The sequence below is a fragment of the Nostoc sp. genome, from assembly GCF_036917815.1.
In the GTDB taxonomy this organism is placed as follows: domain Bacteria; phylum Cyanobacteriota; class Cyanobacteriia; order Cyanobacteriales; family Nostocaceae; genus Nostoc.
On the sequence record NZ_JBALEK010000042.1, the window covers coordinates 74,101 to 94,961 of the forward strand.

22 protein-coding genes are annotated in these 20,861 nt (G+C 43.4%); 10 read left to right on the plus strand and 12 right to left on the minus strand.

What is annotated here, in order from left to right:
* Positions 1 to 8: 8 nt before the first annotated feature.
* Positions 9 to 626 (minus strand): TetR/AcrR family transcriptional regulator, encoded by a 618-nt coding sequence (locus V7K97_RS12480; RefSeq protein ID WP_334801285.1) that lies wholly within the window; start codon positions 624 to 626, stop codon positions 9 to 11.
* A gap of 218 nt (positions 627 to 844) precedes the next feature.
* On the opposite strand from V7K97_RS12480, the gene V7K97_RS12485 reads away from it, so the two are divergent.
* The 3 genes from V7K97_RS12485 (at position 845) to V7K97_RS12495 (ending at position 4,103) form a co-directional block, all read left to right on the plus strand.
* Entirely contained in the window at positions 845 to 2,152 is a 1,308-nt protein-coding gene (locus V7K97_RS12485; RefSeq protein WP_334801286.1) for an ABC exporter membrane fusion protein, read from the plus strand.
* A complete protein-coding gene (gene devC / locus V7K97_RS12490) occupies positions 2,149 to 3,324 on the plus strand; it encodes an ABC transporter permease DevC (protein WP_334801288.1) in 1,176 nt (391 codons plus the stop codon). Before V7K97_RS12485 ends, devC begins: the two co-directional genes overlap by 4 nt.
* A gap of 80 nt (positions 3,325 to 3,404) precedes the next feature.
* On the plus strand, positions 3,405 to 4,103 hold the full coding sequence (locus V7K97_RS12495) for a DevA family ABC transporter ATP-binding protein (protein ID WP_334801290.1): 699 nt from the start codon (positions 3,405 to 3,407) through the stop codon (positions 4,101 to 4,103).
* A 270-nt stretch (positions 4,104 to 4,373) separates the two neighbouring features.
* Here the strand turns inward: V7K97_RS12495 and V7K97_RS12500 are convergent, their stop codons facing one another.
* Positions 4,374 to 4,808: a hypothetical protein gene (locus V7K97_RS12500; RefSeq protein WP_334801292.1), complete on the minus strand. Its 435-nt coding sequence runs from the start codon at positions 4,806 to 4,808 to the stop codon at positions 4,374 to 4,376.
* Between the two features lie 277 nt (positions 4,809 to 5,085).
* Entirely contained in the window at positions 5,086 to 8,070 is a 2,985-nt protein-coding gene (locus V7K97_RS12505; protein WP_334801294.1) for a valine--tRNA ligase, read from the minus strand.
* 60 nt (positions 8,071 to 8,130) lie between these two features.
* Between V7K97_RS12505 and V7K97_RS12510 the strand changes: the two genes are divergently transcribed.
* The 3 genes from V7K97_RS12510 (at position 8,131) to V7K97_RS12520 (ending at position 11,275) form a co-directional block, all read left to right on the plus strand.
* Positions 8,131 to 8,553 carry a GxxExxY protein gene (locus V7K97_RS12510; RefSeq protein ID WP_334801295.1) on the plus strand — a complete coding sequence of 141 codons (423 nt, stop codon included), beginning with the start codon at positions 8,131 to 8,133 and terminating at the stop codon, positions 8,551 to 8,553.
* 46 nt (positions 8,554 to 8,599) lie between these two features.
* A complete protein-coding gene (locus V7K97_RS12515) occupies positions 8,600 to 9,865 on the plus strand; it encodes an MFS transporter (protein ID WP_334801296.1) in 1,266 nt (421 codons plus the stop codon).
* A 450-nt stretch (positions 9,866 to 10,315) separates the two neighbouring features.
* The gene (locus V7K97_RS12520; protein WP_334801298.1) at positions 10,316 to 11,275 is read left to right on the plus strand and encodes an N-acetylglucosamine kinase; all 960 of its coding nucleotides are present in this window, start codon (positions 10,316 to 10,318) and stop codon (positions 11,273 to 11,275) included.
* A 26-nt stretch (positions 11,276 to 11,301) separates the two neighbouring features.
* On the opposite strand, the gene V7K97_RS12525 is transcribed toward V7K97_RS12520, so the two are convergent.
* The 7 genes from V7K97_RS12525 to V7K97_RS12555 form a co-directional block, all read right to left on the minus strand.
* The gene (locus V7K97_RS12525; RefSeq protein ID WP_334801300.1) at positions 11,302 to 12,042 is read right to left on the minus strand and encodes a dienelactone hydrolase family protein; all 741 of its coding nucleotides are present in this window, start codon (positions 12,040 to 12,042) and stop codon (positions 11,302 to 11,304) included.
* Positions 12,043 to 12,079: 37 nt separating this feature from the next.
* Complete coding sequence (locus tag V7K97_RS12530; RefSeq protein ID WP_334801302.1) at positions 12,080 to 12,436, minus strand: hypothetical protein; 357 nt, start codon at positions 12,434 to 12,436, stop codon at positions 12,080 to 12,082.
* A gap of 68 nt (positions 12,437 to 12,504) precedes the next feature.
* On the minus strand, positions 12,505 to 12,924 hold the full coding sequence (locus V7K97_RS12535) for an endonuclease domain-containing protein (protein WP_334801303.1): 420 nt from the start codon (positions 12,922 to 12,924) through the stop codon (positions 12,505 to 12,507).
* 207 nt (positions 12,925 to 13,131) lie between these two features.
* Positions 13,132 to 13,404 (minus strand): type II toxin-antitoxin system HicB family antitoxin, encoded by a 273-nt coding sequence (locus V7K97_RS12540; protein ID WP_334801305.1) that lies wholly within the window; start codon positions 13,402 to 13,404, stop codon positions 13,132 to 13,134.
* Between the two features lie 53 nt (positions 13,405 to 13,457).
* On the minus strand, positions 13,458 to 13,688 hold the full coding sequence (locus tag V7K97_RS12545; RefSeq protein ID WP_334801306.1) for a type II toxin-antitoxin system MqsA family antitoxin: 231 nt from the start codon (positions 13,686 to 13,688) through the stop codon (positions 13,458 to 13,460).
* A gap of 17 nt (positions 13,689 to 13,705) precedes the next feature.
* Positions 13,706 to 13,987: a DUF4258 domain-containing protein gene (locus tag V7K97_RS12550; RefSeq protein WP_334801308.1), complete on the minus strand. Its 282-nt coding sequence runs from the start codon at positions 13,985 to 13,987 to the stop codon at positions 13,706 to 13,708.
* 184 nt (positions 13,988 to 14,171) lie between these two features.
* Complete coding sequence (locus tag V7K97_RS12555) at positions 14,172 to 14,591, minus strand: endonuclease domain-containing protein (RefSeq protein WP_334801309.1); 420 nt, start codon at positions 14,589 to 14,591, stop codon at positions 14,172 to 14,174.
* Between the two features lie 308 nt (positions 14,592 to 14,899).
* Between V7K97_RS12555 and V7K97_RS12560 the strand changes: the two genes are divergently transcribed.
* The gene (locus V7K97_RS12560; RefSeq protein WP_334801311.1) at positions 14,900 to 15,331 is read left to right on the plus strand and encodes a hypothetical protein; all 432 of its coding nucleotides are present in this window, start codon (positions 14,900 to 14,902) and stop codon (positions 15,329 to 15,331) included.
* A gap of 139 nt (positions 15,332 to 15,470) precedes the next feature.
* On the opposite strand, the gene V7K97_RS12565 is transcribed toward V7K97_RS12560, so the two are convergent.
* Positions 15,471 to 15,614, minus strand: coding sequence for a DUF29 family protein (locus tag V7K97_RS12565; RefSeq protein WP_334801312.1), 144 nt, complete (start codon positions 15,612 to 15,614; stop codon positions 15,471 to 15,473).
* Positions 15,615 to 15,848: 234 nt separating this feature from the next.
* A complete protein-coding gene (acnB, locus tag V7K97_RS12570) occupies positions 15,849 to 18,479 on the minus strand; it encodes a bifunctional aconitate hydratase 2/2-methylisocitrate dehydratase (RefSeq protein ID WP_334801314.1) in 2,631 nt (876 codons plus the stop codon).
* 294 nt (positions 18,480 to 18,773) lie between these two features.
* Between acnB and V7K97_RS12575 the strand changes: the two genes are divergently transcribed.
* From V7K97_RS12575 to V7K97_RS12585, 3 genes are all read left to right on the plus strand, one after another.
* The gene (locus V7K97_RS12575; RefSeq protein WP_334801315.1) at positions 18,774 to 19,091 is read left to right on the plus strand and encodes a 2Fe-2S iron-sulfur cluster-binding protein; all 318 of its coding nucleotides are present in this window, start codon (positions 18,774 to 18,776) and stop codon (positions 19,089 to 19,091) included.
* A 262-nt stretch (positions 19,092 to 19,353) separates the two neighbouring features.
* The gene (locus V7K97_RS12580; protein WP_334801317.1) at positions 19,354 to 19,533 is read left to right on the plus strand and encodes a hypothetical protein; all 180 of its coding nucleotides are present in this window, start codon (positions 19,354 to 19,356) and stop codon (positions 19,531 to 19,533) included.
* 95 nt (positions 19,534 to 19,628) lie between these two features.
* On the plus strand, positions 19,629 to 20,726 hold the full coding sequence (locus tag V7K97_RS12585; RefSeq protein ID WP_334801318.1) for a DUF3326 domain-containing protein: 1,098 nt from the start codon (positions 19,629 to 19,631) through the stop codon (positions 20,724 to 20,726).
* Positions 20,727 to 20,861: the final 135 nt, after the last annotated feature.

Consider the following 20,861-nt stretch of genomic DNA (forward strand, 5'->3'; position numbering starts at 1 on the left):
ATAACCAATCAATCGGCGCATTTGGTGATTAGGTGTGTCAAGGCATCAATCAGGCGATCGCTTTCCATTGGTATAATATCGCTCCCATGCATAACATCTTGAGTCACATGAAAATTAACTAATGTACCTAAAAAAATCCTCGCTGTTGCCTCTGGATCAGTAATATTCAGTTCTGGGTGAACAGCCAAATATTGAGCGATCGTTTCCAGCATTGGTTTAATCATCGCTCGAACACAAATCTGAGTTAATTCAGGAAAACGACCCGATTCGCCAATTAGCACTCGCATAAATGCACAGTGTTCGTGGTCGTGATTCATCTGTTCTAATAATTTGGTTCCTAATTGGCGCAGGACGATTTTTGGTTCTCCCTCCATCGGTTCCGTGTCAAAGAGAGAGTTAAAATTCTGATGTGCCAAGGACTCTATTAGTACTTTAAAAAGTCCTTCTTTATCTTGAAAGTGGCTGTAGACTGTCGCCTTAGAAACACCCGCAGCTACCGCTACCCGATCCATGCTTGTACCAGCATAGCCATTTTGGAGAAACTCCTGCATTGCCCCTTGCAGAATTTGCTCAACTTTATCAACGGAATGATCTCGAGCAACTTCGTCAATTTTAATCCGTACCATTTATTTATTATCCTCTCTTCTAAAGAATTTTAATAAGTTAATCGGCATTGACAGATTTTTTTAGCCACAACTTAGACGGAGAGTGGAGAGTAGGGGACCAGAACCAATCCCCAGTCCCCAATTCCCAGTTTTACTCTTGACTAAACTACTCAGTTTAGTTTAGCATGAATTGAACTGAACAGTTTAGTACAAGTTGCTAATGGTAAAAGGTGAACCCTATGGTGCAGAACTGGAAATTAGAGGATTTAAAGTTTCCCCAAAATCTTTTGCGATCGCCCACTACACTTGCAATAATTGCATCACTAGCAATAGGTGGAGCTAGTGTTTACACGGTGCTAAAGTTTCAGGCTACCGCTAATGAAAAGCAAGTAGCGCCAGTAGCTGTTCAACCAGTAGTAAAAACAGTTACAGCATTGGGACACTTAGAACCAAATGGAGAAGTCATAAAACTGTCTGCAACTTCTTCTACTGAGGGCAGTCTGCTTCAGAAACTATTAGTGAAAGAAGGCGATCGCGTCAAAGGTGGGCAGGTAATTGCAATTATGGATAGCCGCGATCGCTTGCAAGCAAGTTTGGTTGAAGCCCAAAAACAAGTTGAAGTTGCCAAATCTAGCCTTGACAAGGTAAAAGCGGGAGCAAAACAGGGAGAAATTGGAGCCAAGGAAGCTGCGGTAAACCGTTTGCAAGTGGAACTAGAGGGAAATATCAAAACTCAGCAAGCCACAATTGATCGCTTAGAAGCCGACTTACAAGGACAACGACAGAGTTTACAAGCAACGGTGGATCGCGTCGCCGCCGAAAAGCGGAACGCTCAAGTAGAAGTGCAACGCTATGACGCTTTATATAAAGAAGGGGCAATTTCCAGTCAGCAAGCCGATCAAAAACGCTTGAGTGCAGAAACTTCTACTCAGCAGGTAATTGAAAACCAAGCTAATAAGACAAGAACTGTCGCTACTTTAGAACAGCAGATTAAAGAAGCCAAAGCGAACCGCAACCAAACCCTCGCTAGCTTGCAACAGCAGATTAACGAAGCCAAAGCCACCCTTAACCAAACAGCTGAAGTTCGTCCGACAGATATTGCCAACGCCCAAGCACAGGTAGACAGCGCTCAAGCTACAGTAGCGAAAATTAAAGCACAACTCGATCAGGCTTATGTCCGCGCTCCCGAAGCAGGACAAATTCTCAAGATTAATACACGAGCTGGAGAAACCGTTTCTAATGACGGAATTGTAGAACTAGGTCGAACCGATCAGATGTATGCAGTTGCAGAAGTTTACCAAAGTGATATTAACAAAGTGCGATCGGGGCAACGCGTCAAGATAATCAGTGATTCTCTTCCCGGAGAATTACAGGGAACCGTGGATTGGATTGGGATGCAAGTACAGCGACAAAATCTGATTAACAGCGATCCCTCTAGCAATATTGACGGCAGAGTAGTAGAAGTTCATGTGCGACTAGATGAAGCATCTAGCGCCAAAGCTGCCAAGTTTACCAATCTGCAAGTAAAGGCGGTAATTGAACTATGATTGGATTTATTCAACAAGTGCGGCAGCGAACCCCCCTAGGATGGCTGCAACTGAGTCACGAAAAAAGCCGTCTGTTGGTGGCATTGGGAGGTATTGCTTTCGCTGATGTTCTCATGTTCATGCAGCTAGGGTTTCAGACCGCCTTATTTGAAAGTAATACTAAGCTGCACAAAAGTATACAGGCTGACATTTTCCTAGTTAGTCCTCAAGCCCGTAACGTCTTAAATGCGTCCACCTTTACACGGCGGCGGCTGTATCAGGCAATGGATGTACAGGGGGTGAAGTCAGCAGAACCAATGTATATCAGCAATGTGGATTGGAAGAATCCGAAAACACGCCAAAAGACATCTGTACTAGTTATCGGGATTAATCCTGAAAAGCAAGCGTTTAACTTAGGGGATGTGAACAGCCAGATAGATCGGCTGAAGCTACCAGATACCGTCCTGTTTGATCGCGCCTCTAGAGGAGATTATCAAGAAGCGATCGCTCAAATTGATCAAGGCAAACCTGTTACAACTGAAATTGACCGCCGGACGATTACCATTAGCGGCTTATTTTCAATCGGCGCTTCCTTTGCGGCTGATGGAAACCTGATTACCAGCGACCAGAATTTCTTGCGGCTATTTCCGAAGCGAGAAGCAAGTAGTGTCAGTGTAGGTTTGGTTCAATTACAACCAGGGTATGACTTAAAACAGGTGAAAGCAGCCTTAGAATCTCATCTAGATAATGATGTTAAAGTTTTGACGAAAGCCGAATTTATCGAATTTGAAACAGATTATTGGAAAAAAAATACAGCTATCGGGTTTATCTTCAGCCTCGGTGTAGCAATGGGGTTTATGGTAGGCGTGATTATCGTCTATCAAGTTCTTTCTACAGATGTGAATTCTCATATCAAAGAATACGCCACCTTCAAAGCGATGGGGTATAACAATCTCTATTTATTAGGTGTAGTGTTTGAAGAGGCGATAATTTTGGCAATTTTGGGCTTTATCCCCGGAGCGATCGCACCTTTAGGACTTTATGCTTTAACTCGTAATGCCACCAATTTACCACTTTACATGACCGTAGCACGAGCCTTGACGGTATTAACGCTGACTATGATTATGTGCATAATTTCTGGTGCGATCGCTACTCGGAAATTGCAGTCTGCTGACCCCGCAGATATGTTTTAAAAAATGGGCATTGGGCATTGGGCATAAAGATACTTACCAATTCCCAATCTAAAATCTAAAATCCAAAATCCAAAATCAGTATGCCTCCTGTAATCTCTGTTAAAAATCTCGACCACTATTTTGGTAATGGTCAACTCCGTAAGCAAGTTCTTTTTGATATCAACCTGGATATTAACGCTGGCGAAATTATTATCATGACTGGGCCTTCTGGTTCTGGTAAAACTACACTTCTCACCTTATCGGGCGGCTTGCGTTCTGCCCAATCTGGTAGTTTGCAGATATTGGGACAAGAACTTTGTGGCGCTAGTACAGGACAACTTACCCAGGTGCGACGGAATAACGGTTATATTTTCCAAGCGCACAACTTGCACGGTAGTCTGACAGTACTCCAGAACGTCAGAATGGGCTTGGAAGTGCATAATAATATTTCGCCGGCAGAAATGAAAACCCGGTCAGCCCAAATGTTAGAGGAGGTAGGATTAGGGCATCGCCTGAATTATTATCCTGATGATTTATCTGGGGGACAAAAACAAAGAGTTGCGATCGCTCGTGCGTTGGTTGGTCGTCCTAAAATTGTTTTAGCAGATGAACCCACCGCCGCCCTTGACAGTAAATCGGGACGAGATGTGGTCAACCTCATGCAAAAATTAGCTAAGGAGCAAGATTGTACCATTCTTTTGGTTACTCATGACAACCGCATTCTAGATATTGCCGATCGCATCGTCTATATGGAAGATGGCAAGTTAGTAAATGACCGTGCTGTTGTTGCAGCATCTTAAGCAGATCACATCAGCTATATCAGATTTAGGTTTGGGACTGACAAATAAAAAAATACTCAAAAACCTGGCGAAAAAACTCTATCCTCCTTATTCCTCTGTGTTGCGCCAGTTGCTTCTCCCAGGGGGAGACGCTACGCGTAGCAAGATCCCCGGAGGGGTACAAGTCTCTTAACCGCAAGGGCGCACTGGCAACTCTATTGTCTGGAGTGGTAGCCTGCGGCAAGCCGATGCAGCGTCTACGTTTATTTGGATAATTTATTTCTTGAAATTTTAACTTTCTTCTTGGGGATAACCATTTTTCTCACGTTTGAGGCTTTCCTCTAAGGCTTGAATTTGTTCACGACGAGCTTCCAATTCCAAGGAACGCCGCGCTAAGTCTTGGTTTTGCAATGTCAGGGATTGTCGCCAATGTTCTGCTCGCTCGGCTTCGTGCTGCAAAAATTCTGGAGTAATGCCGATGGTGAGGTAGTTTTGTACCAGATAGAGTACCCAGTTGGTGGCATCTTCTATTCTTTGAATGTCGCCTGTAGGGGAAAGTTCCACTAAAACAAGCAAGTTTTCACTCATGATTTTTCCCTTTCCCAGCAGAATGAAAGCCTCTTCGGGAATTATCGCCCACAAGTTGTCAGCTTCTTGACGCGCCAACAAGCGTAACTGGTGCTGGTCTAAAAAATCGTTTTTACGCACCTGGGCTAGGTATAGCATGAGGGTCGCTTCGCTCCAATTCAAAATTCAAAATTCAAAATTAATAAAAAATTTAATAAAAAAACTAAGTGCCAAAATTGATATTTTGATTTTGTTGATTGGCAATGGGTAATTGGGAATTATAGCGGTTCTCGGTTGAATGAGGTACAAGAACCCCACCCCCAACCCCCTCCCCGCTCTTCGAGAGGGGGCTTAAGATGTACCTCACTAGATTGAGAAACGCTATATTGACACTCTCATTACCCATTACAGTTATCCTAAATCATGCAGGCGATCGCTAAGACAACCCCTTGAGGCGATCGCGCAAAATTTCTGTTTGTTTCTGTGCTTCTGCTAAGGCTTCGCGCGCTCCTTGTACCACATCAGCCCTAGCTCTATCTACGAAACTAGGATTGTTTAATCTGGTACTCAGGGACTCAACTTCTGCTTCGGCTTTACTCAAGCTTTTCTCTAGCTTGGCACGCACAGCTTCAATATCTACCACACCGCTCAGAGGAATTAGCACTTGTATTGTACCAATTACACCTGCGATCGCATTTTCTGGTTCTTGTGGTTGTTCTAATTCTCTCTGCGGAAAAAACTGTCTCCATAATTTTTGTCTTGCTTGAGCAGTGAGTAAATTTTGGCTAACAAACCACGCTGTGTAACCAAAACCAACTAGTTCAAAGAAAGTTCCGACGATGGGAATCTCATCAATGGCATTTCCCGCAGCTAAACCCACTCTACCAAAGACAATGGCCACGATAATTAAGCCAATTGTCTTCAAACCCCTCTGAGGTTCTTTAGCAGCAACAGTTTGGTTTTCTTGCTTATCAGTAATGGTTAAAGTCTCAACTTTCGCCAAATCTTTAATGTAATCTTGTCCAGCAGTGAGAATTTCCCGCTCTTTCTCACTTTCAGTTTGCAAATTCGCTGTTACTTTTACGCCTGGTTTAATATCCGCCTCAGCCCGCAAATTCCGAATTGTGCGGATAGTAGCAATCAGCAATTCAAACTGTTCTTGTAAAGCTGAATCAATTAGGTTCGCATCCACCTGGGGATAGATTTGCAATGGTAAAATTTGCGGTGAATCTGCTGGTTGTTGGGTGAGAGTCTGCCAAATTTCTTCGGTAATGTGAGGCATGAAGGGATGAAGCAGTTTCATAATTCCTTCTAGTATGTAGCCGAGGGTTTGCTGTGCTACCCGCCGCGATACTGGATCGGCATCTGCTTGCAATCTGGATTTCACTAGTTCAATATACTGATCGCAGAAATCACCCCAAATAAACTCATAGAGTCCTTTTGCTGCTTCCCCTAAACCGTAATTATCGATGTAATTTGTGGTTTCTTTGACTACTTGATGATAGCGCGAGAGAATCCAGCGATCGCTCAATTCTGTAGCGACTGGATTCCCCAATTGTTGCGGCGTTTGTCCATCCAAATTCATCATCACAAATCGGGCAGCATTCCACAACTTGTTAGTAAAGTTGCGGGATGCCTCCACCGATGCCGATTCATCCTTTTTGCGATCGTACTCCAATCGGATATTTTGTCCAGCCCCCGCAACTTCCCTAATTAGGGTATATCGCAGGGCATCAGTACCATATTTGTCAATTAATAACAACGGGTCAATGCCATTACCTTTGGTCTTAGACATCTTCTGCCCTTTTTCATCCAGGACTAAGCCGTGGATGTAAACTGTTTGGAAAGGCATTTGCCCAGTAAAATGCCCAGCCATCATGGTCATTCTGGCTACCCAGAAAAAGATGATATCAAAGCCTGTTACCAAAGTGGTAGTCGGGTAGTAAGTTGCTAAATCCTGGGTTTGTTCCGGCCAGCCTAAGGTCGAAAACGGCCAGAGTCCAGAAGAAAACCAAGTATCTAGCACATCTGGGTCTTGTTCTAAATTGACATTTTCGCCAAATTGCGACTTGGCTTTCTCCCAAGCTTCAGTTTCCGATTTCGCTACCACAAAGGGCGTGTTATCGGTAATTTGCCCATCTGTTTCACTGACAGCGTACCAAGCCGGAATTTGGTGTCCCCACCATAATTGGCGAGAGATACACCAATCATTGAGTTTTACTAGCCAATCACGATAGACCTTTGTCCAGCGTTGGGGGACAAACTCTGGGGAAGTTTGCTGGTCGAGGAATTCGAGAGTGTTGTCAGCTAGGGGGCGAATTTTGACGAACCACTGAGTTGAGAGGAGAGGTTCAATGGGTACTTTACCGCGATCGCTGTAGGGAACGGTATGCTTATAATCTTCGATCTTCACCAAAAAGCCATCTGCTTGTAAGCGAGAAACCACATTCTTTCTAGCAACAAAGCGGTCTTGTCCTTGAAACTCCCCAGCATTGGCGTTGAGAGTGCCGTCTTTATTCATAATGTTGATTAACGGCAGATTGTGACGCTTACCCATGTCAAAATCATTTGGGTCATGGGCGGGAGTCACCTTGACGCAACCCGTGCCAAAAGTGGGGTCAACAAATTCATCGCCAATAATAGGAATTTCTCGTTGTACAATGGGCAGAGTTAAAGTTTTGCCAATGAGATGTTTGTAGCGATCGTCATTGGGATTAACTGCCACTGCTGTATCGCCCAGCATCGTTTCTGGTCGAGTTGTCGCCACCTCCACAAAACCAGAACCATCGGTAAGGGGATAGCGGAAGTGCCAGAGATTTCCATTAACCTCTTGATTTTCTACTTCCACGTCAGACACAGCCGACCCAGAAGCTGGACACCAGTTAACTAAATATTCACCACGATAAATTAAGCCTTCCTCGTAGAGGCGAGTAAACGCCTCGACAACAGCTTTAGATAAACCCTCATCTAGGGTAAACCTTTCCCGTGACCAGTCCACCGAGACACCTAAGCGTCGTAGCTGATTCAGAATTGTTCCCTCAGACTCCGCCTTCCATTGCCAAGCGCGTTCTAAGAATTTCTCACGCCCCAATTCGTAGCGAGTCTTACCCTCTGTCTTGAGTTGCTTTTCTAGCATACTATGTACAGCGATGCTGGCGTGGTCAGTTCCGGGTAGCCACAAGGTATTGCGTCCCTGCATCCGGTGGTAGCGCACGAGGGTATCAATTAAGGCACTTTCAAAGGCGTGACCCATGTGTAAGCTGCCGGTGACATTCGGCGGGGGAATGACGATGCAGTAGGGTTTGCCGCCTTTGTTGGGGTCAGCTTTGTAAACTTGGTTGTCTTCCCAGAATTTTTGCCACTTGGCTTCGGTGGAAAAGGGGTCGTAGAGACTGGGGAGATTGGGAATGGTTGCGGTCATGCGGGAAAACTAAGGAAGGACTCTAATAAATTTTGCCACAGGGTTGGAGAGAGGGTTTATATGGAAACGAACCGCAGAGGCGCAGAGAACGCAGAGGGAAGAGAGGTAGGAGAGGAAATGAATCAGCTTACGGGTGAGGTAATTGGGGCGGCGATTGAGGTGCATAGGGTGTTGGATCCTGGGTTTTTGGAGGAGGTGTATAAGGAAGCGCTAATTATAGAATTTTTCAGGTGTGGGATACCTCATGTGGTTGAGAAGGGGGTAACAGTAAATTACAAAGGACATGAAGTAGGCAAGGGTAGATTAGATTTTCTGGTTGCCAATTGTCTAATTGTGGAATTAAAAGCTGTTCAAAATTTAGCCCCAATCCACGAAGCTCAAGTCCTCTCATACCTTAAAATGACTAATTACCCCTTAGCCCTTCTCATCAACTTTAACGTCTCCCTCCTCAAAGACGGCATCAAACGCATCATCCTCTCTTAATCTTTCTCTGCGCCCTCTGCGCCTCTGCGGTTCGTCCCCCCAACCCATGAAACACAAAACAACCTCCCCTTGGACATTCATCCCCACCCTATATTTCACCTCCGGCATACCCTACATTATCATCAACACAGTTTCCGTAATCTTTTACAAAAAACTGGGAATAGATAATACTCAAATTGCCTTGTGGACAAGTTTTCTCTATCTACCTTGGGTCATCAAAATGTTTTGGGGACCAATTGTTGATATTTACTCTACCAAACGTAAATGGATACTTTATACCCAATTTGCCATGTTCTGCTGCTTGGGTTTGATAGCCTTCTCCTTACAACTGCCAAATTTCTTTTTCATCTCCCTCGCAACATTAACAATAGGAGCATTTATTTCTGCAACTTATGACATTGCTACAGACGGCTTCTATCTGCTGGCTTTATCTCCAGAACAACAAGCCTTATTTGTTGGCATTCGCTCACTTTGTTATAGACTTGCTGTAATCTTCGGCTCTGGAATATTAGTTGTTTTAGCAGGTTATCTTGAAGTATCTCTCAATAATATTCCTTTAAGCTGGACTATCGCTATTGGCTTCTCAGCTTTAATTTTAGCAATCCTGTTTATTTGGCATCGCTTAATTTTACCTTTACCTGAATCAGATAACCAACGACAAATACAAGCTAGGGAAAATATACCCTTTTGGTCAATTATTAGCTCATATTTTGCTCAGGATAAGATTATAAATATTTTAGCATTTATCTTGCTATATAGATTTGGCGAAGCAATGCTTGTCAAGATAGCCTCTTTATTTTTATTGGACAAACTAGAAGTAGGTGGTTTAGGGCTATCTACATCAGATGTCGGGTTAGTCTACGGAACGTTTGGAGTAATATCCCTAATCTGTGGAGGAATTTTAGGAGGCTTGCTAATTTCTAGATATGGATTAAAAAAGTGTCTGTTTCCTATGGCTTTAGCTTTGAATTTACCTGATATATTTTATGTGTATATGGCTTACAATAAACCTTCACTAACATTAGTGTATCCCTTGGTTTCATTGGAGCAATTTGGGTATGGGTTTGGATTTACAGCTTTTAGTGTTTATTTAATGCATATTTGCCAAGGCGAATATAAAACTTCTCATTTTGCTATCTCCACTGGCATCATGGCTTTAGGAATGATGTTACCAGGTTTAATTAGCGGTTATCTGCAAAAAACTTTTGGTTATCCATTATTTTTTGTCTTGGTCTGTTTACTCACAATTCCTGGAATGATTGCTCTCTTTTTTATTCCTTTAAAAGAAGAACTTAAGCGTCAAAATAGTTAATATTATTTATTACCAAGCCCCTTCGGGGCGGGAACTCTTAAGAGGGAACAGGGAACAGAAAAAAGAATTAGCCCCGAATATAGGGTTTAGAGCAAGTAAATTTATTTATGAAAAGAGATAAAAATTTTTTGTTACAAGATGGCGTAAGCCACGATGTTTCAATGCGTCATTATTCAAATCCCCTAATTTTAATTATGGGGATTCCCTGTTCCCTGTTCCCTCTTAAAGATTTATATAGCGCTTCCTAATCAGATGAGGTACATCTTAAGCCCCCTCTTCGCTTGCTCTTAGGGGGTTGGGGGTGGGGTTGTTGTACCTCACAAGGGCCGAGAACCGCTATAGCAATTCTAAATGAGTTGTGAAAAATAGGTTTCTAATCGAACCACAGAGGCGCAGAGAACACGGAGAGATAAGAAATAGAGATTTTAACAAATGATTTAGGACTGCTATATGAATTATGTTTTGGGAATAGATGGCGGCGGTAGTAAGACTGTTTGTGTCTTGATGGATGATTTGCGTCAAGTGCTAGGTCGTGGTGAAGGAGGCCCATGTAATTATCAGAGTATAGGTATTGAAGCAACTCTACAATCTATTCAATCTGCCATTTCCAATGCGGTTGAGGCAGCAAGAATTACAAATACCGTGAATATTGACGCGATATGTCTGGGTTTAGCAGGTGTAGGCCGTGCAGCAGATATCGAAGTAGTTAAAGGTTTAGTTAAAGAGTTGCAAAATAACAAATCTCTGCCTATTACTTGGGCATTACAGCCAGGGAATATTGTAATTTGTAACGATGCTTTAATTGCTTTAGTTGGTGGAATTGGTCAAGCTGTAGGAATTGTGGTTGCAGCAGGTACTGGTTCGATAGTTTTCGGGCGAAATCACCAGGGAGATACTAAGCGAGTCGGCGGCTGGGGCTATATTTTAGGAGATGAGGGTAGCGCCTATAAAATTGCGATCGCTGGCATGAACGCAGCATTAAAATCTTCTGATGGACGGGAAATATCAACAAATTTGGTAGAGGGTTTCAAACAGCATCTTGATTTGGAAAATATAGAAGATTTAATAGAAGTAATATATCGGCGAGAATGGGGAGTTAAACAGATAGCGGCTTTAGCACCAGTTGTAGATTTTGCCGCAGCTTCAGGTGATGTAGTAGCGAATATCATAATTGATGATGCTGTCAAAGAGTTAGTGAAAGCTACATCTACAGTAATTGATGCAATTTTTAGTGCTAACTCAGTTTTAGAAGTAGTCACCACGGGAAGTGTATGGCGCGGTAGATGCAAGATACATGAGAGATTTGCTGTGTCTCTTTTTAAGAAGTTTCCTGAAGTAAAGGTAATTTTTCCGAGGTATGAGCCTGCTTATGGTGCTGGTTTTTTGGCGTTGCAGACAACTCAAATTTGACGCGAAGAAAGCAATAATAGAAGTTTTCAGTCTGCAAATATGCGCCCCAAGAAAGTTACTATTTCCGACCAAGCAGAGGTGGTAGCACTAGAATCATAACGATAACCGTCGTCGCGCATGAATGTATGTTCTGCTTCATATAAGAAAACTTGGTGAGGGATGTTAGCATTCTCAATTGCTCTAATTATGGTTTGGCGATCGCTATCTGGTATATGAGGGTCAAGAGTACCGAATACCATTAGCATCTTGCCTTGGATTTCACTTACCCTCTGGATTGTATCGGCTACTTCTTTACCCAGTTTACCACTGGGAATACCAGTAGGGTAACAGCAGACGCAAGCCCGAATTTCGCTTTGAAATGCGGCGCGGAAAGCTAAATGTCCACCAATACAAAAGCCGAGAGTGCCTATTTGATTTGGAGAAACCGCACTCTCTGTTTTCATAAATTCAATCACAGCAAGGCAATCGGCATCATAATCAGCTACGGAGGTTCGACGCGCATCGTCATTTCCCCGCATCCTTCCCAGATCGTCTGGCTCAATCACTAAACCAATTGGCTCAATGCGGTGAAAAATTTCTGGTGCTGCTACTACATAGCCGTATCCTGCTAAGTAGTTAGCTAGACGAATCATTGCATCACCTAACTGATAAATATCACTGTAGAAGACAATACCAGGGTATTTCCCATCTGCTTTGGGAGCCGCTACATAAACACGCATCAAGCTGCCATCTACTCTTAATTCAACATTGCGCTTAGTGATTTGCACTTTTTTGTCTCCGTGTTACGCTTGCTGTCATTAGCTTCTACACTGTAGCGCCGCAGCATCCGGCTACTTTCAACCCATAATTTGGCGTTCTTTTATCATCACTGCGATCGCTAAATATCCCCATGAAAGTTTGTTGCGAGTAATTTTTCCGAGCTGGTTTGTTGGCGTTGCAGAGGTTAGCAGGGGAAGGAGAATGAGAAAGCGATCGCATTTTAACAAAGAAACGAACCGCAGAGGCAATAGAGTTGCCAGCGCGTTGCGGTGAGGCAGTCCGTTCTTGGGGGTTTCCCCCATGAGGAACTGCCGAACCCGAAGGGGGGTTCCCCCCGTTGTAGCGACTGGCGCGACACAGAGAGGTTAAGAGTGCGATCGCATAGATTGATCTCTCCCCCAACCCCTCTCCGAGACGGAGAGGGGAGCCAGATTTCTCCCCCTTCCCTCGCAGGGAAGGGGGCTGGGGGGTTAGGTCTCTTGATAACAAGCTGTGGAAATACGCATTAAAACTTTATCAAGTTGGTATCTCACTTCTTCATTTTTAATTCGCAACAAACGCAGCCCCCTAGCTGACAAAACTTTATCGCGTTCTGCATCATATTCAGGTTGTTGTTCATGAATTTTGCCATCCACTTCTATCACTAATCTAGTTGCATGACAGTAGAAATCTGCAATAAACCCATTGATAATTTGCTGACGGCGAAAGTGTAAACCATTTAGACGATTAGCGCGAAGATGTTGCCAAAGAATTTTTTCTTCTGGTGTCATTTGCTGACGAAGTTCTTTGGCACGTTGCACTTTAACTAAGTCTACTTTGTATCCGATTACAATATTCCGGGTTCCCTCTTTTGTCAGTGGATAGGGTTCTTCGGGTGTTGGATTATTCATTTATAAAGTATGAGAATAAGTGTTTATTTCTAGATTATGTGTGACCTCTCCCCCAACCCCTCTCCGAGGCGGAGAGGGGAGCCGGATTTCTCCCCCTTCCCTTGTAGGGAAGGGGGTTGGGGGGTTAGGTCTGTGTACAAAGTGCGAGGGTGCGATCGCACTTAAGGAATTAAGGGTGCGATCGCAACACAATTGCAGACACAATTATCAGACTGTTGGAACGCTTCGGGTTAAAATTCTCATCGCTTTGCCTGGTTCAGTGTCTTCCAGTTCCAAAAACTCATGTAATTCTTCTATGGTGAGTGAAGTATGGTAAATATTAGGTTCGATTTTATAGACTTCCACAAAAGAGGCGATCGCTTCATTAAGTTGCTTGATTGCTGCTTCTTGATTTATCCCTTGTCCTACCAGTCCATTTTCTAAGCATAAAGCAACCCAATAACCTGCACTCTTTCGCAAAACTATTGTGTAGAAGTCCATAAATGTGTATTAGTGAGAGAATAGCTGAAGCAATATTTAATTTTGGCAATTATTCACGATCCAAAAGTAGCTACTTCTACAGGACGTTCAACAGCTAATTCTTTACGGTTAGTTTTGATTTGTTCAATTTTGTGAAGGGTTTCAGCAGTTAAATAAGTTTCGCCGCAATCAGCACAGGTTATCACTGGAATATTTTCTATTACTAGCAGGTCTTTACCCTTACCATAGGTTCTAGTAATTTGGCGGATTTTTACACCTTCGCTTCCACAAATATCACACAGCATTTGCCGCTTTCCTGGTATTAGGGTATGTATACTGTAATGATAACAAGTTTTCCAGTTGGACTTAGTTTGGCAATTATTTCGACTTCCCCTGCATCAAGAGTTAAACCTCTAATGCGATATTTAGATTCTGCTGTCACTTTATCTTTTTGACGTTCCAGTATTTCGCCTGTAAGGATGCCTTCTTCAATGTCATAGATTGTTAGATTATCATCGCTCATTTCTTCTTCAGCGTGTAGCGTCATTAAATACTGACGAGAAGAAACTTTATCCCGCATTCGTTGCAAAATCTCATCGAACAAGGTGGTAATCTCAGACGAAGTTAGACTTTAACAGTTTACAGCGATGTCTACGACGGGCTACGCCTACGCATCCCTAATTTACTAGGTGCGATCGCATGGATTGACCTCTCCCCCAGCCCCTCTCCGAAGCGGAGAGGGGAGCTAGATTTCTCCCCCTTCCCTTGCAGGGAAGGGGGCTGGGGGGTTAGGTCTGTTGAGAACAAGCTGTGGAAATACGCATCAAAACTTTATCAAGTTCGTGTCTCACTTCTTCATTTTTAATTCGCAACAAACGCAGTCCCCTAGCTGACAAAACTTTGTCCCGTTCTGCATCATATTCAGCTTGTTGTTCATGAATTTTGCCATCTACTTCTATCACTAATGCAGTTGCGTGACAGTAGAAATCTGCAATAAAGCCATTGATAATTTGCTGGCGGCGAAAGTGCAAACCATTCAGGCGATTCGCACGAAGATGTTGCCAAAGGATTTTTTCTTCTGGTGTCATTTGCTGACGAAGTTCTTTAGCACGTTGCGCTTTAACTAAGTCTGCTTTGTATCCAATTACAATATTGCGAGTTCCCTCTTTTGTCAGTGGATAGGGTTCTTCGGGTGTTGGATTATTCATTTATAAAGTATGAAAATAGGTGTTTATTTTTAGATTATGATTGACCTCTCCCCCAACCCCTCTCCGAAGCGGAGAGGGGAGCCGGATTTCTCCCCCTTCCCTTGTAGGTAAGGGGGTTGGGGGGTTAGGTCTGTGTGGGAAGTGCAAGGGTGCGATCGCGCTTTTACGACAATTAAAGGAGCGGCTACACTCTTAATCACCTCATAAATAAGAGTTTCAGAGAGTTTTTGCCTAAATCCTACAGATGTTATAACTCTCAAACCCTAGTATTAATATTTCCATTCTATTACATATTAAAAGGTATGTTCTTGAAGAGAGAATATTACGGCATTCCATCACTGTCTGAGCAAGAACTAATTTCTCTAAAAGACCGATTTAGACAGCTTAGAGATGCAGATGAAAAGCGGGAATTAATGAACAGCCTTATAGAGAAACAAGTATCTTCCTCACAAACACCCCTACCTATTACTCAGGTTTTGTCAGTGTCTAATAATCCAAGTGAAGAGGTGGTTGTAAAACAATCCTCTGAATCCCAGATAACTTTAGAAGGTTTAAGAAATACCATCCAAGAAATAAAGAAAACTATCCAAGAAGAAGAAAAGAAAATTACAGATTTGGAAGAAAAGCTCGTAAGACAAAAGCAGATTTTCAAAGACTTAGAAGACGACCTTGAAAAGCGAAAGGAAGATTTTGAAAAGTTTGTTACAGATATGAAACGTGTTTTTGATCAAGGTATCTAACATAGGTGCTTTAAATTATATTCAGCAAATAGGTAGGTAATGCCTACCTCGCTCTAATTATTTATGGCTCTTGCGTTGGTTTTATGGTACGGCATTAAAATCGCAGTTTTATAAAAAGGTTCAAAAATTTAAAATCAAGTCACACCAAGAAATGTCGGCTAAGATTAGGTATATCTATTTCATTAAAATTATTTTCTTTTAAATGCTGGGCAATTGTTTGTGTCCACAAGTAAAAATCTTGTTGATAGAGATTTTTATCATTTATAAAAGATGGACTGGTCATTAATATTCCTCTTGGAAATGCTAAAAATTAGAGGATGTTTTAAAAGTGGTTGGCTGTGATTTTAATAGAATGATTACCCCCCTTAATCCCCCCTTGTAAAGGGGGGAAACCGGAAAACAATCTAGTTCCCTCCCCTTTATAAGGGGAGGGTTAGGGTGGGGTAAAAATATTTGATACATCAATCATGACTTTTAAAACATCCTCTGAGATGGGCATAACACCCACCTCCTTAAACTATACTAACAAAGCCTGCTCCTCTTTAGAAATCACTCGCCCTTCATCCTCAAAACCGAGGATTTGATCGAAGTTCAAATACCGATACAAATCATCTGCAAAAGGATGAATTCGACTCGCCACAATATCCAAATATTCCTGCACTGTAGGCAGCCGTCCCAGCAGCGCACAAACTGCGGCTAATTCTGCTGAACCAAGATAGACTCGCGCATCTTTACCCATGCGATTATTGAAGTTGCGGGTAGAGGTAGAAAACACTGTTGTGCCATCAGCAACTCGCGCCTGATTTCCCATGCACAAACTGCATCCTGGCATTTCTGTACGCGCACCCGCAGCCCCAAAAATGCTGTATACACCTTCTTCTTTTAATTGGTGTTCATCCATGCGCGTTGGTGGTGCTATCCACAGGCGAGTTTTTACTTCACCTGCACCTTCCAAAACTTTCGCTGTTGCCCGATAATGACCAATATTTGTCATACAAGAACCGACGAATACTTCTTGAACTGGATCATTAGCAACTTCCGATAATAATTTAACATTATCGGGGTCATTGGGAGCAGCAACAATTGGTTCTTTGATTTCGTTCAAATCAATTTCAATTATTTCGGCATACTCTGCATCAGCATCGCCTTCTAATAACACGGGATTTGCTAACCATTCTTCCATCTTTGCCACACGGCGCAGCATGGTACGCGGATCGTGATAGCCCCGTGCTATCATATTTTTCAGCAACGCTACGTTAGAACGCAGATATTCCGAAATTGTCTCTACACTCAGCTTAATTGTGCATCCGGCACAAGAACGTTCTGCACTTGCATCAGTGAGTTCAAAGGCTTGTTCAACTTTTAAATCTGGCAAACCTTCTATTTCCAAAATTCGCCCAGAGAAGACATTTTTTTTGTTCTGCTTCTCTGCTGTCAGCAAACCTTTTTGAATTGCCACATAGGGTATGGCATTCACAACATCGCGCAGGGTGATACCTGGTTGCAATTCTCCTTTAAATTTTACCAATACTGACTCTGGCATATCTAAAGGCATAACACCCAAGGCGGCTGCAAAGGCTACCAACCCAGAACCGGCGGGGAAGGAAATACCCAAGGGGAAGCGGGTGTGAGAATCGCCGCCAGTTCCCACGGTGTCGGGTAGCAGCATCCGGTTTAACCAAGAGTGGATGATACCATCACCGGGACGCAGGGCAACACCGCCACGAGAGGCAAAGAAGTCGGGGAGTTCGTGATGGGTTTGGATGTCTACTGGTTTGGGATAAGCTGCTGTGTGGCAGAAACTTTGGATAACTAAGTCTGCACTGAAACCAAGACAGGCGAGTTCTGTCAATTCATCGCGGGTCATGGGGCCTGTGGTATCCTGGGAACCAACGGTTGTAATGATGGGTTCGCAAGATGTACCGGGACGCACACCAGGTAATCCGCAAGCTTTACCTACCATTTTCTGTGCTAGGGTGTAGCCTTTACCTGTATCAAAGGCTTGCTGAGGACGGGTGAAAACGTTGCTGGGTTCTAAACCAAGTGCAAGACGAGTTTTGTCGGTGAGGGTACGTCCAATAAGTAAGGGGATGCGTCCACCTGCGCGGACTTCATCGAGGATAGTATCAGGTTTAAGGTCAAAAGTAGAAATTACTTCGCCAGCTTCGTTGGTGATTTCGCCTTTGTAGGGATGGATGGTAATTACCATGCCGGTTTCGAGTTGGGTGACATCGCACTGAATAGGCAAAGCACCGGCATCTTCTGCTGTGTTAAAGAAAATAGGCGCGATCGCACTACCTAAAACATAACCCCCAGCGCGTTTGTTTGGCACAAAAGGTATATTATTTCCTGTATGCCACAATACGGAGTTGATGGCAGATTTCCGCGAGGAACCTGTACCAACTACATCCCCAACGTAAGCTACAGGATGCCCTTTTTCCTTCAACTCGGCAATGGTTGCCAAGCTTCCCGGTTGCCGTGACTCTAACATCACTAAGGCGTGTAAGGGAATATCCGGGCGAGTCGTGGCGCTTTGGGCGGGGGATAAATCGTCGGTGTTAGTTTCGCCAGGAACTTTAAAAACGGTGACAGTAATCGCTTCTGGAACTGTGGGACGAAGGGTAAACCACTCAGCTTCCGCCCAAGAGTCAATCACCCGTTTGGCGAAAGGATTAGTTCTAGACAACTCCAAAACATCGTGGAACGCGTCGTACACCAAGAGGATTTTGCTTAAGGCGTTGGCGGCGTAAGCGGCGATGGGTTCCTTTCCTTGTCCGCCCATTACCAGAGGGGTTTCAGATGAGTCTGAGAGCGATACAGTGGGCAATTGCAGCAAATCAATTAAAGATTGCACGTTGTAACCACCGATCATTGTCCCTAACAATTGCACCGCTTCGATGGGCGCAATCAACGGACTGGTGATTTCTTCCTTGGCAATGGCGGTGAGAAATCCAGCTTTGACATAAGCTGCTGGATCAACACCAGGAGAAACGCGATCGCTCAATAAATGCAATAATATCTCCTCTTGACCCTTGGGCGGATTTTTCAGTAATTCGCACAGTTCAGAGGTTTGTTTTGCATCTAATGGTAAAGGGGGAATTCCCAGTGCGGCTCTTTCGGCCAGGTGTTTACGATATAATTCCAGCATTCTTAACTACACTCCAAATATTTAGCTAAACAAAGTTTTAAGTGTGTATCATCACTTCTCTAATTTCAGGAGCATTCAACCTCACAAGTCTTTACAGGTGGAATTAACAGCAAGTGAGTCTCCTTACTTTAAGTTTTTTGTCTAGCAAAGGACTTATAATTATCACTGTATATCTATTTTTCCCGATCAAGCTCTTTGAAAATAATTCTCTTTTCGTCTTTGTTAACTTGGTACTGTGTCTATTTATCAGATAAAATAACTTATTTGTTCTCTGTGTCCCGCTTGTGATTGTATATGCCCAAAACTTACACCGTAGAAATTGATCACCAAGGCAAAATTCATACCTTGCAAGTTCCTGAAAATGAAACGATCTTATCAGTTGCCGATGCTGCTGGTTTGGAACTGCCGAGTTCTTGCAATGCAGGCGTTTGCACAACTTGCGCCGGTCAAATAAGCGAGGGAACTGTCGATCAAGCTGATGGTATGGGCGTTAGTCCAGATTTACAAAAGCAAGGTTACGTATTGCTTTGTGTTGCCAAACCCCTTTCTGATTTGAAACTTAAGACAGAAAAAGAAGATGTAGTTTATCAGCTACAATTTGGTAAAGGCTAATAATTAGTAAACAGTTATCAGAGGATGTTTGTAAAGCCCTGGCGACTAGAAGTCGCGGCTACACAGACAAAACCTGCCTCCGCAGGTTAAAAAACCTTAATTTTTTCTTAGTCCACGGAGGTGGACTTTGTTTGTCTAGTAGCGAATTCTATTCGCCCAATACTTTTAAAACATCCTCTCAGGACTTTATAAAAAACATAACGATTTTCTAGCAACGAATATCAGCTATTCTAGAAACTACAAATCAACAGGATTTACCAAGATGACGACTCATTTTATTACCGCAGAAATTGATTTACAAGAAACTCCCGCAGAATTACTACAAGCAATTGAAACAGAGTTGAAGAAACAAGGCGAACCCCTGCGTTGGGCAGTTACCTCTGTGGATGTTGACGAACAAAAAGCGACAGTTGAAGCCGTTGTCACGACAGTTAAGAGTTAGGAGAGACGCGATTAATCGCGTCTGTACAAGAGTTAGGATTTGATGGCTTGTGATTCATAAACTCATCACTCATCACTCAGCACTCTTAACTTAAGATGAATCGTCCATACACCGCTATCTTAATTGTACCAACTGGCGTTGGGGCTGCCATTGGGGGTTATGCAGGAGATGCTTTACCTGTTGCCAGAGTTATAGCACAGGTTTGCGATCGCCTCATTACTCACCCCAATGTCCTGAATGGGGCGAGTTTGTACTGGAATCTTCCAAACACTTTTTATGTTGAAGGTTACGGACTTGACAAATTCGCCTCTGGATGCTGGGGTTTGCGTCCAGTCCGCAGCAACAAAGTAGGTTTGCTTTTAGACCAAGGCATTGAGCCAGAGTTACGGCTACGACATATACAAGCCGCAGATGCAGCGAGAGCAACTCTGGGATTGACCCTAACAGATTATGTAATTACAGATGCACCATTAAATGTAGAATTACGCACTACAGCATCGGGAGCTAGTTGGGGGACAATTGGCAATCCAGATAGCTTGTTACGGGCAGCTGAAATATTAATTAAAAAAGCGGGGGCAGAAGCGATCGCAGTTGTTGCCCGTTTCCCCGATGATATAGACTCAGAAGCAGTACAAAAATACCGCCAGGGTGAAGGCGTTGATCCTTTAGCGGGTGCAGAAGCCGTAATTAGTCATTTGCTAGTGCGAACCTTTCAAATTCCTTGTGCCCATTCTCCCGCCCTTTTGAGCGAACCTCCACAACCTGATTTATCTCCCCGTTCCGCCGCCGAAGAATTGGGCTATACCTTTTTGCCCTGCGTCCTTGTCGGATTAAGTAGTGCCCCACAATTTATAATAAAGAAAAGACTGATTGCATCAGAGAAAGAAGATATTTGGGCAGATGAAGTAGATGCTGCGATCGCACCTGCAACCGCTTGTGGTAGCAGTGCCTTACTGAGTTTAAGCCAAAAACAATGCCAAATAATTACAGTAGAAGAAAATAAAACTCTGATAAAAGTTCCTCCCCAACCCTTGGGGATCAAATCTATACAGGTAAACTCATATTTAGAAGCAGTGGGTGTATTGGTAGCACACAAAGCAGGCATCAATCCCTCCGCTCTCCGTCCCAAATTATTACCTTTACGCGGTGTGCAACTTTCTCTCAAACCTAACCCCCACCTTCTTCCCTACTAGCGTTGGGGAGCAAGACTTAAAGCCTCTCCCCGAAGCGGGGAGAGGAATGGAAGTGGGGTTTCAAGAATAAGTCGCACATCGCGCTACCTTTGCAGTCAATTAGTCATTGGTCATTTGTCATTTGTCATTTGTCAT